The organism is Pseudomonas sp. M2(2023) (assembly GCF_030263955.1).
Lineage (GTDB): Bacteria > Pseudomonadota > Gammaproteobacteria > Pseudomonadales > Pseudomonadaceae > Aquipseudomonas > Aquipseudomonas asiatica.
Genome location: NZ_CP127114.1, coordinates 868,589 through 881,552, shown reverse-complemented (window position 1 = coordinate 881,552; position 12,964 = coordinate 868,589). Strand labels below are relative to the sequence as shown.

Here is a 12,964-nt window from a genome sequence, read left to right as displayed (position 1 = left end):
CCCGCATGGCGGTTACAGCGTGGAGAGGAACGCGCTGTTGCTGGCCTGCCACTGGACGATGTCCTGGCGGATGCGTTTCTTGTCGAGCTTGCCGACACTGGTCTTGGGAATTTCGGTAACAACGGCGATCTGGCTTGGAATCGCCCACTTGTTGATGTGCCCCTGCTCGACGAACGGCTTGAGGTGTTCCTTCAGCGCCTTGGCGTCGATGACCTGGTCTTCGCGTACCACCAGCAGGGCAAACGGGCGTTCACCCCACTGCGGGTCGGCCACCCCTACCACCGCCACTTCGCGCACGGCCGGGTGACGGCTGATCAGGTCTTCGAGGTCGAGCGAGGAAATCCACTCGCCACCGGTCTTGATCACATCCTTGATACGGTCGCGGATGTCGATATAGCCCATGCCGTCGAGCGTGGCGACATCACCAGTGTGCAACCAGCCGCCCTGCCACAGCTCCTCGCTTTTTTCCGGTTCCTTGAAGTAGCCCATGGTCAGCCATGGCGCACGCAGCACCAGCTCGCCCTGGGTTTCACCGTCGGCGGGCAGGAAGTTGCCGTCGCCGTCGACGATGGCCGCCTCCACCAGCGGCACCGGCACGCCGGCCTTGATGCGGTAGGTGACGCGCTCATCCTCGCTGCCGGCCTGCAGTTCGTCGTTCAGGTGGGCGGCGGAAATCAGCGGGCAGGTCTCGGACATGCCATACGCAGCGGTCAGCTGGATACCGCGTGCCAGGGCGGCCTGGTACAACGAGCGGTTGAGTGCGCTGCCACCGATAATGATCTTCCAACCGCCGAAGTCCTGACCTTGGGAGGTCGGGCAGTTGAGCAGCATCTGCAGGATGGTCGGCACGCAATGGGAGAAGGTGACCTTCTCTTCGCGCCACAGTTTGACCAGCATGTCCGGCTCGTAGCGCCCCGGATACACCTGCTTCATGCCCAGCATGGTGGCGGCGTAGGGAATGCCCCAGGCGTGCACATGGAACATCGGCGTGATGGGCATGTACACGTCGTTGCTACCCAGCAGGCGCACGCTGTCGATGCTGCCAGTCACCGAAGCTTCGGCCAGGGTGTGCAGCACCAGTTGCCGATGAGTGAAGTACACACCCTTGGGGTTGCCGGTGGTGCCAGTGGTGTAGAAGGTGGTGGCCACCGAGTTCTCGTCGAAGTCCGGGAAGTCGTAGCCCGGGCTGGCAGCGGCCAGCAGTTGCTCGTACTCGCCCACCAGGTTGGGCAGCTCGGCTGTCTTTTCCGGGCCGTCGGTCAGCAGCAGGGTCTTGTCGACCGTGGTCAGTTGCCCGGCGATGGCCTGGTACAAGCCGACGAAGTCACTGTTGACCAGCACCACGCGGTCTTCGGCGTGGTTCATGGTGTAGAGAATCTGCTCGGGCGACAGGCGCACGTTGATGGTGTGCACCACCGCACCGATCATCGGGATGGCGAACATGCATTCCAGGTAGCGGTGGCTGTCCCAGTCCATCACCGCCACGGTGTCACCGGCCTTTACCCCGGCTTCGGTCAGCACGTTGGCCAGGCGCGCTATGCGCTCGTTGAGCTGGGGGTAGGTCAGCCGCATCTGGTCTCGGTAGACGATTTCGCGGGTCTTTTCATAGCGGCTGCCAGACATCAGCAGTCGCTTGATCAGCAGGGGGTAGGCGTAGGCGCCCTCGGCGGGCTTGATGATGCGGGTCTGCAACATGGGTATCCCTTTTCTGGAAAGCGGGCCGGACAAGTCTGGGAACTACTGTAGTTCGCCAATGTGACGGCTAAATCAGCCGAAGGAATGATTTGCGTGATGAAGGTATGAGTGGCGGGCGTTGACGGGCGGCAAGGTTGAACTAGACACTGCGGCGGCAGCTTCAGGTTATGTGGTGAAGCTGATGGCCTATTCGCGGGTAAACCCGCTCCCACAGGTATTGCACCATTGCAAAGGCTGGTGCAGTACCTGTGGGAGCGGGTTTACCCGCGAATGGCCGCGACACCGAAATCCCGCCCAGCCTCGGAGAACTTCATGCCCAGCCCGCGTCGCGCCGTGTTTCTCGATCACCAGTCCCTGGACCTGGGCGATCTCGACCTCTCGTCCCTGAAGCAGCAGTTCGACGAGTTCGAACTGTTCGCCGCCACCCGTCCTGAGCAGGTCGCCGAACGCCTTCAGGGCGCGGTAGCGGTGGTCAGCAACAAGGTCATGCTCGACGCCGCGACCCTGGCCGCCAACCCGCAACTGAAGCTGATCCTGGTGGCCGCCACCGGCACCAACAACGTCGACCTGGCGGCCGCCCGCGCCCAGGGCATCACCGTGTGCAACTGCCAGGGCTACGGCACACCGTCCGTCGCCCAGCACACCCTCGCCCTGCTACTGGCACTGGCCACCCGCCTGTGCGACTACAACCAGGCGGTAGCCGACGGCCAGTGGGCCAAGGCCAGCCAGTTCTGCCTGCTGGACTTCCCCATCGTCGAGCTGGAGGGCAAGACCCTTGGCCTGCTCGGCCACGGTGAACTGGGCGGCGCGGTGGCGCGACTGGCCGAAGCCTTTGGCATGCGCGTGCTCAGCGGGCAGATCCCCGGCCGCCCGGAACGCGCCGACCGGTTGCCGCTGGACGAGTTGCTGCCGCAAGTCGACGCCCTGACCCTGCACTGCCCGCTGAACGAGCACACACGACACATGCTCGGGGCCCGCGAACTGGCCTTGCTCAAGCCAAACGCACTGGTGGTCAACACCGCCCGCGGCGGCCTTATCGACGAGCAGGCGCTGGCCGACGCCCTGCGCAGTGGCCACCTGGGTGGCGCCGCCACCGACGTGCTGAGTGTGGAGCCGCCGGTCAACGGCAACCCGCTGCTCGAGCCCGGCATCCCGCGCCTGATCATCACCCCGCACAGCGCCTGGGGCGCGGTAGAGTCGCGCCAGCGCATCGTCGGCCAGCTCAGCGAGAACGCCCAGGCCTTCTTCGCCGGGCAGCCACGCCGCGTGGTTAGCTGAGCCCGACGCCCGCCTCTGCTAAACTGCGCCACTTTTTCCAGGAGGCGTCGTCCATGGACCCGCGCAGTGAAGTGTTGCTCCGCCAGGCAGAGCTGTTCCAGGGCCCGCTGCTGCTCGCCGGCGCCCCCGCCGACGGCCTGCTAGGCCAGTTGCCCAATGCCCAGGCCTGGACCTGGCATGCGGGTGATCAGGCTACGCTCGAAAGCCGCTTCGCCGGGCGCAGCCACTATTCAGTGAAGCCCCCTGAAGTGGCTTTCGACAGCGCCGTGCTGTTCCTGCCCAAGTCCCGCGAACTGACCGCCTACCTGCTCAATGCCCTGGCCTCGCGCCTGGCGGGCCGCGAGCTGTACCTGGTCGGCGAGAAACGTGGTGGCATCGAGGGTGCGGCCAAGCAGCTGCAGGCCTTTGGCAAGCCGCGCAAGCTCGACAGCGCCCGCCATTGCCAGCTGTGGCAGGTGACCATCGAGCACGCGCCAGAAGCCAAGCCCCTGGAAAGCCTGGCCGAACGCTTCGAGCTCAGCCTGGAAGACGGCCCACTGCAAGTGGTCAGCCTGCCCGGTGTGTTCAGCCATGGCCGCCTCGATCGCGGTACCGCCCTGCTGCTCAAGCACCTCGACGGCCTGCCGAGCGGGCATGTGCTGGACTTCGGCTGCGGTGCCGGGGTGCTGGGCGCCACGGTCAAGCGCCGTTATCCACAAAACCGGGTGACCCTGCTGGATGTGGATGCCTTCGCCGTGGCCGCCAGCCGCCTGACCTTGGCCGCCAATGGTCTGGAGGGCGAAGTGATCAGCGGCGACGGCATCGACGCGGCGCCGACCGAGCTGAGCCTGATCCTGAGCAACCCGCCGTTCCACACCGGGGTGCACACCAACTACCAGGCATCGGAAAACTTGCTGAAAAAATCAGCCGTTCATCTGCGAAAAGGTGGCGAAATGCGCCTGGTTGCCAACAGCTTCCTGCGCTACCAGCCACTGATCGAAGGGGCGCTGGGCAACTGCCAGGTACGCGACGAGGCGGACGGTTTCCGCATCTACCAGGCAACACACGGATAAAAACAGCGCTTGCCGAAAGCGTTTTGCCTAGGCAGAATCCGCACCGTCCTAGGGGAGTAGTCTCCCGCGAGCACCCAGCTCGCCCGGTACGCGTCAACATACTTGGTCCACAGACCATGGCGCGTGCGACCCACCATGCCAGCCTGCATGGCGAGATCCGCATAGACGGATCCAGGGTTTGACAAGACCTATGACACGCACACCTTACCCGGGGCGGGGAGGCTGTACGTGTCATAGCCGTGTCGACCCGCCCCCGTAGGAATTCTGATGCTGGAATCTTTGCTGGTCCCCACCGCCATCGTTGCCCTCGCCGAAATCGGCGACAAGACGCAACTGCTCGCGCTCATACTCGCTGCCCGCTTCCGCAAGCCCTGGCCGATCATCGCCGGCATCATCGCCGCCACCTTGGCCAACCATGCCGCGGCTGGTGCCGTGGGCGCGTGGGTCGGCAGCTTCTTCAGCGACTCGGCACTGCACTGGATCCTGGCCGCGAGCTTCACCGCCACTGCCCTATGGACCCTGGTTCCGGACAAGATGGATGACGACGAGAACCCGGCGCGCCGCTTCGGGCCGTTCCTGACCACGCTGATCGCGTTCTTCCTGGCTGAAATCGGTGACAAGACCCAGGTCGCCACGGTGATGCTGGCAGCACAGTATCCGTACCTGATCATGGTCATTATCGGTACTACCTTGGGCATGCTGATTGCCAACGTGCCGGTGGTTTTGGCGGGTAACTTCGCAGCGGACAAACTGCCGCTGACGCTGATCCGTCGCCTGGCGGCCACGGCGTTCTTCGTGCTGGCGATCGTGGCCGTGTACTCGGCGATGAAAGCCAGTGGCTGGGTGGGTTGACTGCTGATGGGGGCCGCTCTGCGGCCCCTTACGGTCTTACTTCTTGGCCGCCTGATACAGCGGCATCACCTTCGGAATGGCCGCCTGCAACGAAGCAATGCGGCTCTGGGACGCCGGGTGAGTGCTCATGAACTCAGGCGGTGCGCCTTCGGAAGCCTGGCTCATCTTGTTCCACAAAGTGATCGCGGCATTCGGGTCGTAACCGGCACGCGCCGAGAGCTCCAGGCCGATCAGGTCGGCTTCGTTCTCGTTGGCCCGGCTGTTGGGCAGGGTCATGGCATAGTTCACCACGGTATCGGCCATGGCCATGCTGCCCTGGCCGAGGCCGAACAGGGCACCGGCGCCCTGGCGCGCCATTTCCACGCCATACGCCTTGGACATCGCCTCGCGGCTGTGCTCACGCAAAGCGTGGGCGATCTCGTGGCCCACCACCGCAGCAATTTCCGCATCGGTGAGCTTGAGCTGATCGATCAGGCCGGTGTAGACGATGATCTTGCCGCCCGGGCCGCAGTTGGCGTTGAGCTCGTCGCTCTTGATCACGTTGACTTCCCAGTTCCATTGCGCGGCATCCGGGCGGAACTTGGGGGTCTGGGCAATCAGGCGGTTGGCAATTACCTGCACACGCTTGGCATCTGCGCTGGACTTGTCGAGCACGCCTTTGTTCGATGCCTCACCCAGGGTCTGCTGGTAGGACTGGGCGTACATCTGGTTGACCTCATCGGTCGAAAGCATGCTGAACATGTACTGCTGGCGCTCGACGCCGACAGCACCGCCGCTGGTGGTATTAACCGCCTGGCAGCCGGCCAGCAGGATGCCAGCACTCAACAGGCTGACGACAAAAGACTTGCGCATGAAAACACTCCCTTTTTACATGCGCCGTATCGTAGGCCGAGTCGCTTGGGGCCGCCATAGCCGCAGGGAAGATTTTCGTCGCCTGTGCCGCCCCCTTCGCGGGTGAACCCCCACCTACAGGGATAATGCGATCGTTGTAGGAGCGGCTTCAGCCGCGAAGAGGCCGGCACAGCCATACATCAGGCCGGAGTCAGGCACTCCGGCGCATCCAGCTTCGGATCATTGACGAAATGCGCCAGGGCCCGTTCGCGCAACGTCGCCGGCGGGCTGGCCAGCAATTCATGCAGGCGGGCCAGCGGCGTGTCCGGGTCAAGCCAGGCGGCCTGCCCTGCCTCGTCCAGTATCAGCGGCCGACGCTGGTTCATCGCCGCCTGGGTCACAACCGCACAACTCAACCAAACCTGGTCCTGCACCGGGTAGGCCTCCCACACGGCGGCGAAGTACAGTGATGCACCCTCCCCCGGGGTCAGCCAGTACGGGCGCTTGCGCACGCTGCCGCGCCATTCGTAAAAGCCGTTGGCCGGCATCAGGCAGCGGCGCAGGCGAAACGCGTCGCGAAACATCGGCTGCTCGGCCAGGGTTTCGGCGCGGGCATGGGCGGGGGTGCGGGACAGGTCGGTGAGCCAGGCCGGGGTCAGCCCCCAGCGCGCCTTGGCCAGTTGCAACTGGCCGTCAAGCTGGCGCTGGATCAGCACCGAAGCCCCGGGCGAGATGTTCCATTGGGCTGGCTGGCCAACGGGAAAGCCCGGCAGACTGGCAAGAGCCTGGGGCCAGCGAAACAGGGCGTAACGTCCACACATGGGCGAATTCAGAACCTAGCAGATCAAGGTACCGGGGAAACTCTCCGGTTCGTCGCCAACCAGTGGCTGGGCATCATTGTACGCATCGATCAGCTGCCGTGCGTACTCGGCCTGTTCATCAGCCACGGCAAGCCCAAGCAAGCCCTGCATCGGCAGTTCACCGGCAGCACCGATCAGGTCACGACCAACCAGGTGCGCCTCGACCCCCTCGCTGGCGAGCATGCCCGCCAGCATTTCAGCCTCGAGCAGGTTTTCCGGTTCGTAGATACGCTGCATCAGTCATTCTCACCGAATACATCCAGCATCCACTCCTCGCCATGAACTTGCAGCACGAAGCGGATAGGCTTGCAGCATACCTGACAGTCCTCGATGTACTCCTGATCGCCACCGGACAGGTCCACCGTGGTTTCGACTTCTTCGCCACAATAAGGGCAATCGTAGATAGCAGTTTGCAGCATCGCGGCCTCCGGGGTGACTTATGCGTATAATTGCCGGTCTGTTTACAGGGCCTGTGTGTGTCCGAGCCGTTTTTCGGAGCCCGCCCCTACCTTATTACCCTAGCCGTTTCCAACAAGAGAGCATGATGGGCGAATTCGATGCCATCCGACCGTACGACGACGCTGAGGTCCCTGCCGTTCTGGCACGCCTGCTCAGCGACCCGGCATTCCTCGATATCCTCACCCACTTCCGCTTCCCGCGTGCGGCCGGTGCTCTCGGCTGGTTGCTCAAACCGCTGATCGCCCGCCGTCTGCGCAAGGAATTCGCCGGTGTCACCTGTGTCTCGACCTTGCAGGACAAAGTCGAGTACTACGTCGACCAGACCATCGACCGCGCCACCGACGGCGTCACCTATTCGGGCGTGGAGCAGCTCAAGGCCGGCACCGCCTACCTGTTTCTGGCCAACCACCGTGACATCGTCATGGACCCGGCCTTCGTCAACTACGCGGTGTACCACGCCGGGCTGCCCACGCCGCGTATCGCCATTGGCGACAACCTGCTGCAAAAGCCGTTTGTCAGCGACATGATGCGCCTGAACAAGAGCTTCATCGTGCACCGCTCGATCAGTGGGCGCCGCGAGAAGCTGGCGGCCTACCAGCTGCTCTCGGCCTACATCAACCACTCGATCCGCAACGACGCCACGTCGATCTGGATCGCCCAGGCAGAAGGCCGGGCCAAGGACGGTGACGACCGCACCGATTCGGCGATCCTCAAGATGTTCCACATGAGCCGCAAGGACGAGCCGTTCGGCGCGGTGATCCAGAGCCTGAACCTGACACCGGTTTCGATCAGCTACGAATATGACCCGTGCGACCAGGCCAAGGCCCGCGAGCTGTACATCCGCGCCACCACCGGCACCTACAAGAAGGCGCCGGGCGAGGACGACAACAGCATCGCCAAGGGCATTACCGGCTACAAAGGCCGGGTGCACATCAACTTTGCCCCGCCGGTGACCGAGTATCACGAGGATACCAAGCAGCTGGCAGCGGAAATCGACCGGCAGATCCTCGGTGGCTACCGACTGTTCCCGGTGCACTACCTGGCCTATGCAATGTGGGATGGCAAGGATGAGGCGCTACAGGTGCCGAGCGCCGAGAAGGTGTTCCCGGCCGATGAGCTGGCTCGGGCCAAGGAGGAATGGCAACGCCGCCTGGATGCCTGCCCTGAGGAGCAGCGGCCGTACCTTGTGCTGCAGTATGCGACGCCGGTGCGCAACCAGTACCAGGTCAGGCAGCAGGCACCGGTTGCCTGATAGATCCTAGGGCTGCTTTGCAGCCCATCGCGACACAAGGCCGCTCCTACAGGGGATCGCACATACCTGTAGGAGCGGCCTTGTGTCGCGATGGGCCGCAAAGCGGCCCTGAAATCTCAAATCCAGGTACTGAACCAGGACAGCAGCAACGCCATCGCCAGGCACGAAAAACCGAGAATGTAGAAATACCGCGGCACCCGCAGGTCGAACGCGTCCACCACCCCCTCGTCCACCGCCATGTATTCGCGGGTCTCGGCCTCGCGCCGCCGCGCACTGTGCAGCAGCAACCCGCCCGGGCAGGTCAGCAGCAGCGCCAGCAGATTGATCAGCTTGGTCGGGTGGGCGGCCAGGAACCCCCAGAGCACTTGCAAGGACATCACGCAACCTCGGTATGAGCGACGGCAAAGGCCGGCATTCTACCCAAGTCATGCCCAGACGCCCGGTTCAGGCGACAAAGTGTCATCGAATTTCATCTGGCATGGCATGAAGATTTGCCGGCCTCTTCGCGGGCACAGACAACAAAAAACCCGCTGCCTGGAACACAGGCAGCGGGTTTTGTTTTATAGCTGAAGGCTTACTGCCCCAGCACCTGACCGATGGTCGGGTCCTTGAACATGCGGGTCAGGGCATCGCTCAGCACATCGCCCACCAGCTGGGTGTTGGTTTCCTGGTTCGGCGCCATGCCGAAACGCTGGTCCAGCGAAGCGCCGTAACGGCCACTGTAGCGGCGGCCGCCATTGGACACGTCGGCACGGAAGGTGGCGCCGATGGTAGCCTCGGTCACGTACAGGTTGTCTTTCGGCGACTGGTACTTCAGTTCGGCCAGGGTCACGGTCAGCTGCGGCGCGTTGTAGGCGTTCGGCGTCGGGGTGAAGCCGAGCAGGCGTACGGCGGCTTCGGCCTGGGCCTGCAGCTTGGGCACGATGTCGTTGCCACTCACGCTGATGGTACTGGTCTCGGGATACATGCCACCGCGAGTGCCCAGGGACTGCGAGGCCCGGCCATCAACTACCCGGACCACTACCGGCTGGCCATGGCCGACCGGGGCGAGCTGGGCCTTGAGCGTGGGTTGCGGGTTGAGTTGTTGCGGGCTGTGGGCACAACCGACCAGGCTGAGGCTGGCCACGGCGATCAAACCGAACAACAGACGTTGCAACATGCGCGTTACTCCAGAAAAAGCGGCGAAGGCCCACAGTATACCTAGCCACGCATCGACCAGTCATCGGTCCGGCCCGCTTGTCACAATCGTTTCATCGCCGCGCCCTTATCCTTGCGCCAAGCCCTAACGCACAGGACTCGCTGCCATGGCCTCGCTCTGGACCCTGCTGTTCCAACGCCCGCGCCACAACACCTATGCCCGCCTCGATGCCGACGGCAAATGCCTGGCCTTCAAGCAATGCAGCCAGGCGCCCAGCGGCAGCGGCTGGGTGCAGATCGGCGAAATCCGGCTCGCCTGGCTGGGCCGCGAGCTGCCCGCCAGTGCCCGGGTTTGCGCCCGCGCAAGCCGCCGCTGGCACCAGCGCATCCTCGCGGCCTGACAAACGCTGCAATAAAAACCACGAATGGCGACATTTCTGCCCGCGACATCGCTATAATCTCCCCCCGATTATAAGGACGTCTCCTGATCGGGCCCCGCACTCGCCGATTGACCCCGGCAACTTCAATGCTTCGCCCACAGAGAGCCTTCCACTCAGGTCTTGCATCGGCTGTCGTGCCTGCTTTTCCGGCCCTTCACACTGCATGAACCTGCGGGTTGCCATCGCGCAGTCCCCTTTTGAGGTTCACGTCTCCAAAAGAGCGTGAAAAAACGGTTTTCACAACTTCACAAGAGTGTGGCGAGCAAATGAACAGTCTGGCATGTGCAAAAGCGGCAGATGTGTCCCGAACAGCCCTGAACAGGCGGCAAATGCGCTCATCCCGTATGAGTGTCTGAGCCGTTCCATAACGCACGCACGACACCTTGACCATAAGTCGAATTGCCGCACCCGTGGCAAACCGCGTTCAATACGCGAACCCGAAGACTGATTGGCGGTGTCCGCGGAAGTTGCAAGAACTGCGAAAAGTCGGACATGGCGACCCTGGCGAACCCAGGTCCTATGCTGTCAATTAGGTAGCTGTAGATTGTGGAGACGCGTTAAATGGCGCAGAACGAATCGGTTGATGTGGTACTGGTAGGCGCAGGCATCATGAGTGCCACCCTGGCCGTACTGCTCAAGGAGCTCGACCCGACCCTGAAGCTTGAGGTCGTGGAGGCGATGGACTCCGGAGCCGCGGAAAGCTCCAACCCCTGGAACAACGCAGGCACCGGCCACGCCGGCCTGTGCGAGCTTAACTACACGCCCCAGGCCGCCGATGGCAGCATCGACATCAAGAAGGCCGTGCACATCAACACCCAGTTCGAGGTTTCGCGCCAGTTCTGGGCCTACCTGAGCAAGAAGGGCAACTTCGGCTCGGCACGTGCCTTCATCAACCCTGTCCCGCACCTGAGCTACGTCGAGGGTGACAAGGGTGTTTCCTTCCTCAAGAAGCGCTATGAGCTGCTCAAGCAGCACCATGCCTTTGCGGACATGGAATACACCGAAGACAAGGCCGTGATGAAGGACTGGATGCCGCTGATGATGCCAGGCCGCCCAGCCGACCAGCACATCGCCGCCACCCGCGTGCTCAAGGGCACCGACGTCAACTTCGGCGCCCTGACCAACAAGCTGCTGAAGCTGCTGGGCGACTCGCAGGACGCCCAGGTCAAGTACAGCAAGAAGGTCGTTGGCCTGCGCCGTAACGGCAAGGGCTGGACCGTGAGCATCAAGGACGTCAACAGCGGCGGTAGCCGTGAAGTGGACGCCCGCTTCGTCTTCCTCGGCGCCGGTGGCGCGGCCCTGCCGCTGCTGCAGCTGTCGGGCATTCCGGAAAGCAAAGGTTTCGGCGGCTTCCCGGTCAGCGGCCAGTGGCTGCGTTGCGACAACCCGGAAATCGTCAAGCAGCACCAGGCCAAGGTCTACAGCCAGGCCGCGGTCGGCGCCCCGCCGATGTCGGTACCGCACCTGGATACCCGCGTGGTCGATGGCAAGAAATCGCTGCTGTTCGGTCCATATGCCGGCTTCACCACCAAGTTCCTGAAGCACGGTTCGCTGATGGACCTGCCGCTGTCGGTACGCATGGGCAACATCGGCCCGATGCTGGCCGTGGCCCGTGACAACATGGACCTGACCAAGTACCTGGTCAGCGAAGTGATGCAGTCGATGGAGCAGCGCCTGGAAGCCCTGCGTCGCTTCTACCCGCAGGCCAAGGCCGAAGACTGGCGCCTGGAAGTAGCCGGTCAGCGCGTGCAGATCATCAAGAAAGACCCGAAAAAAGGCGGCGTGCTGCAGTTCGGTACCGAGCTGGTCTCAGCCCAGGACGGCAGCCTGGCTGCACTGCTCGGCGCATCGCCGGGCGCTTCGGTGACCGTTTCGATCATGCTGGAACTGATCGAGCGCTGCTTCCCCGAGCAGGCCAAAGGTGCCTGGGCTGCCAAGCTCAAGGAAATCTTCCCGGCTCGCGAGAAGATCCTGGCGACCGATGCTGCCCTGTACCACAAGATCAGTGCCGACAACGACGTGGCGCTGGACCTGGTGGAAAGCAGCCCGGCGGCCAAGCATTACGCCTGATTCGGCCGGTAACGAAAAAAACGCCCCTCGGGGCGTTTTTTTGTGCCTGGATCTTTGTAAGCCTGCTCCGGCCCTTTCGCGGGTAAACCCGCTCCCACAAGGACCGCACCACAACTAAGGGCTGTGCTGTACCTGTGGGAGCGGGTTTACCCGCGAAAGGGCCGGAGCAGGTTTACAAATCAGCCACGGGCCTTGGCGATGATCTCGATGTAATCCGACGCATTGCGCTGGTCGGCAATCTGCTCGACAAAGGTCTTGCCGTGCTCGTCTTTGCCATCCAGGTCCAGCCCAGCCTCGACGAAGAAGCCGACAAAACGCTCGAAATCGTCGATGCGCAGGCCGCGGTAGGCTTTGACCAGCTTGTGCAGCGACGGCGAGGTCACGCCATCGGCCGGCTCGAACTGGAGGAACGACTTGATGTAGTCGTCGCTGATCTCGTCACCGATTACCTGTTTCTTGTCTTTACGCATTGCCGACTCCAACTGGACCATCACGAAATTTCGAAGGCCGGCAGTGTACCCCCCGCAGGCCGGGCGCCTCAACGCGTACGTACGGTACCGGTGTGCAGGTCGGCCCAGACGTGGCCGTTGCCGTAGGTGAGGAACTGCACATACAGCGTCTCGTTGCGCAGCAGGTCCATGATCACGCGGTAGTCGCTGAGCGGATAATTCAGGCTCAGGGTGCGGGTTTTCTCATCGTATACGGGTTTCTTCAGGCTCTTGGCCGCTTCACCGTCAAAGGTCAGCAGTACCTGGGCGATGGTTGCGCCCTTGCTCAGCGGCTTGCCCTTGAGGCGCACCTGCAACGACGAGGTGATCGGGATCGGCTGCTGGTCGGATTGGCGTTGGGTACCCACTACCACCGAGTAGTCGGTCACTTGCAGCAATTGCTGGCCGGTCGGCGCTTCCTGGCGCAGGGACTGGTCGTCTGGTGGCAGGAACTGGCTGTGCAGCGGTGCGGCGGCGAGTGGCAGGCTGACCGCCAGCAGGAGGGGAAGAAACGCACGCATGTGAGGCTCCTTGAATGAAAGAGCACTCT

At 63.1% G+C, this 12,964-nt stretch carries 15 protein-coding genes and 1 riboswitch; of the genes, 6 read left to right on the top strand and 9 right to left on the bottom strand.

The features are described 5' to 3' along the window. Positions 1 to 12: 12 nt before the first annotated feature. On the bottom strand, positions 13 to 1,695 hold the full coding sequence (locus QN085_RS04080) for a fatty acid--CoA ligase (RefSeq protein WP_023661094.1): 1,683 nt from the start codon (positions 1,693 to 1,695) through the stop codon (positions 13 to 15). A gap of 312 nt (positions 1,696 to 2,007) precedes the next feature. Between QN085_RS04080 and QN085_RS04075 the strand changes: the two genes are divergently transcribed. The 3 genes from QN085_RS04075 (at position 2,008) to QN085_RS04065 (ending at position 4,877) form a co-directional block, all read left to right on the top strand. Beyond that, a complete protein-coding gene (locus QN085_RS04075) occupies positions 2,008 to 2,973 on the top strand; it encodes a 2-hydroxyacid dehydrogenase (protein WP_024086268.1) in 966 nt (321 codons plus the stop codon). Between the two features lie 53 nt (positions 2,974 to 3,026). Next, positions 3,027 to 4,025 (top strand): methyltransferase, encoded by a 999-nt coding sequence (locus tag QN085_RS04070; RefSeq protein WP_285689648.1) that lies wholly within the window; start codon positions 3,027 to 3,029, stop codon positions 4,023 to 4,025. Between the two features lie 39 nt (positions 4,026 to 4,064). Further along, positions 4,065 to 4,205, top strand: a riboswitch (yybP-ykoY riboswitch). An 87-nt stretch (positions 4,206 to 4,292) separates the two neighbouring features. Further along, the gene (locus QN085_RS04065) at positions 4,293 to 4,877 is read left to right on the top strand and encodes a TMEM165/GDT1 family protein (protein ID WP_013970934.1); all 585 of its coding nucleotides are present in this window, start codon (positions 4,293 to 4,295) and stop codon (positions 4,875 to 4,877) included. 36 nt (positions 4,878 to 4,913) lie between these two features. On the opposite strand, the gene QN085_RS04060 is transcribed toward QN085_RS04065, so the two are convergent. The 4 genes from QN085_RS04060 to QN085_RS04045 all read right to left on the bottom strand — a co-directional run bounded on the left by QN085_RS04060 (position 4,914) and on the right by QN085_RS04045 (position 6,987). Then, positions 4,914 to 5,729 carry a M48 family metallopeptidase gene (locus QN085_RS04060; RefSeq protein WP_013970933.1) on the bottom strand — a complete coding sequence of 272 codons (816 nt, stop codon included), beginning with the start codon at positions 5,727 to 5,729 and terminating at the stop codon, positions 4,914 to 4,916. Positions 5,730 to 5,908: 179 nt separating this feature from the next. Beyond that, the gene (locus QN085_RS04055; RefSeq protein WP_003260669.1) at positions 5,909 to 6,529 is read right to left on the bottom strand and encodes an SOS response-associated peptidase; all 621 of its coding nucleotides are present in this window, start codon (positions 6,527 to 6,529) and stop codon (positions 5,909 to 5,911) included. A gap of 15 nt (positions 6,530 to 6,544) precedes the next feature. Next, positions 6,545 to 6,805: a putative signal transducing protein gene (locus tag QN085_RS04050; RefSeq protein ID WP_013970931.1), complete on the bottom strand. Its 261-nt coding sequence runs from the start codon at positions 6,803 to 6,805 to the stop codon at positions 6,545 to 6,547. Further along, positions 6,805 to 6,987: a CPXCG motif-containing cysteine-rich protein gene (locus tag QN085_RS04045; RefSeq protein WP_003260667.1), complete on the bottom strand. Its 183-nt coding sequence runs from the start codon at positions 6,985 to 6,987 to the stop codon at positions 6,805 to 6,807. Before QN085_RS04045 ends, QN085_RS04050 begins: the two co-directional genes overlap by 1 nt. 125 nt (positions 6,988 to 7,112) lie before the next feature. On the opposite strand from QN085_RS04045, the gene QN085_RS04040 reads away from it, so the two are divergent. Then, positions 7,113 to 8,279, top strand: a complete 1,167-nt coding sequence (locus tag QN085_RS04040) for a 1-acyl-sn-glycerol-3-phosphate acyltransferase (protein ID WP_024086266.1) — start codon at positions 7,113 to 7,115, stop codon at positions 8,277 to 8,279. Between the two features lie 116 nt (positions 8,280 to 8,395). On the opposite strand, the gene QN085_RS04035 is transcribed toward QN085_RS04040, so the two are convergent. Together QN085_RS04035 and QN085_RS04030 are read right to left on the bottom strand one after the other, a co-directional pair. Continuing rightward, positions 8,396 to 8,656: a hypothetical protein gene (locus QN085_RS04035; RefSeq protein ID WP_013970930.1), complete on the bottom strand. Its 261-nt coding sequence runs from the start codon at positions 8,654 to 8,656 to the stop codon at positions 8,396 to 8,398. 197 nt (positions 8,657 to 8,853) lie between these two features. Beyond that, complete coding sequence (locus QN085_RS04030; protein ID WP_013970929.1) at positions 8,854 to 9,438, bottom strand: YajG family lipoprotein; 585 nt, start codon at positions 9,436 to 9,438, stop codon at positions 8,854 to 8,856. 145 nt (positions 9,439 to 9,583) lie between these two features. On the opposite strand from QN085_RS04030, the gene QN085_RS04025 reads away from it, so the two are divergent. Continuing rightward, on the top strand, positions 9,584 to 9,817 hold the full coding sequence (locus QN085_RS04025; protein ID WP_013970928.1) for a hypothetical protein: 234 nt from the start codon (positions 9,584 to 9,586) through the stop codon (positions 9,815 to 9,817). 600 nt (positions 9,818 to 10,417) lie between these two features. Further along, entirely contained in the window at positions 10,418 to 11,926 is a 1,509-nt protein-coding gene (gene mqo, locus QN085_RS04020; protein WP_023662527.1) for a malate dehydrogenase (quinone), read from the top strand. 179 nt (positions 11,927 to 12,105) lie between these two features. Here mqo and QN085_RS04015 read toward each other — a convergent pair whose 3' ends face one another. Further along, positions 12,106 to 12,396, bottom strand: a complete 291-nt coding sequence (locus tag QN085_RS04015) for a PA4642 family protein (protein ID WP_015268954.1) — start codon at positions 12,394 to 12,396, stop codon at positions 12,106 to 12,108. A gap of 68 nt (positions 12,397 to 12,464) precedes the next feature. Then, entirely contained in the window at positions 12,465 to 12,935 is a 471-nt protein-coding gene (locus tag QN085_RS04010) for a hypothetical protein (protein ID WP_013970925.1), read from the bottom strand. Between the last annotated feature and the right edge of the window lie 29 nt (positions 12,936 to 12,964).

Excerpts from the sequence above, each read along its gene's own strand:
- QN085_RS04080 (WP_023661094.1), bottom strand. The coding sequence starts at position 1,695 with ATGTTGCAGACCCGCATCATCAAGCCCGCCGAGGGCGCCTACGCCTAC.
- QN085_RS04075 (WP_024086268.1), top strand. The coding sequence starts at position 2,008 with ATGCCCAGCCCGCGTCGCGCCGTGTTTCTCGATCACCAGTCCCTGGAC.
- QN085_RS04070 (WP_285689648.1), top strand. The coding sequence starts at position 3,027 with ATGGACCCGCGCAGTGAAGTGTTGCTCCGCCAGGCAGAGCTGTTCCAG.
- QN085_RS04065 (WP_013970934.1), top strand. The coding sequence starts at position 4,293 with ATGCTGGAATCTTTGCTGGTCCCCACCGCCATCGTTGCCCTCGCCGAA.
- QN085_RS04060 (WP_013970933.1), bottom strand. The coding sequence starts at position 5,729 with ATGCGCAAGTCTTTTGTCGTCAGCCTGTTGAGTGCTGGCATCCTGCTG.
- QN085_RS04055 (WP_003260669.1), bottom strand. The coding sequence starts at position 6,529 with ATGTGTGGACGTTACGCCCTGTTTCGCTGGCCCCAGGCTCTTGCCAGT.
- QN085_RS04050 (WP_013970931.1), bottom strand. The coding sequence starts at position 6,805 with ATGCAGCGTATCTACGAACCGGAAAACCTGCTCGAGGCTGAAATGCTG.
- QN085_RS04045 (WP_003260667.1), bottom strand. The coding sequence starts at position 6,987 with ATGCTGCAAACTGCTATCTACGATTGCCCTTATTGTGGCGAAGAAGTC.
- QN085_RS04040 (WP_024086266.1), top strand. The coding sequence starts at position 7,113 with ATGGGCGAATTCGATGCCATCCGACCGTACGACGACGCTGAGGTCCCT.
- QN085_RS04035 (WP_013970930.1), bottom strand. The coding sequence starts at position 8,656 with ATGTCCTTGCAAGTGCTCTGGGGGTTCCTGGCCGCCCACCCGACCAAG.
- QN085_RS04030 (WP_013970929.1), bottom strand. The coding sequence starts at position 9,438 with ATGTTGCAACGTCTGTTGTTCGGTTTGATCGCCGTGGCCAGCCTCAGC.
- QN085_RS04025 (WP_013970928.1), top strand. The coding sequence starts at position 9,584 with ATGGCCTCGCTCTGGACCCTGCTGTTCCAACGCCCGCGCCACAACACC.
- mqo (WP_023662527.1), top strand. The coding sequence starts at position 10,418 with ATGGCGCAGAACGAATCGGTTGATGTGGTACTGGTAGGCGCAGGCATC.
- QN085_RS04015 (WP_015268954.1), bottom strand. The coding sequence starts at position 12,396 with ATGCGTAAAGACAAGAAACAGGTAATCGGTGACGAGATCAGCGACGAC.
- QN085_RS04010 (WP_013970925.1), bottom strand. The coding sequence starts at position 12,935 with ATGCGTGCGTTTCTTCCCCTCCTGCTGGCGGTCAGCCTGCCACTCGCC.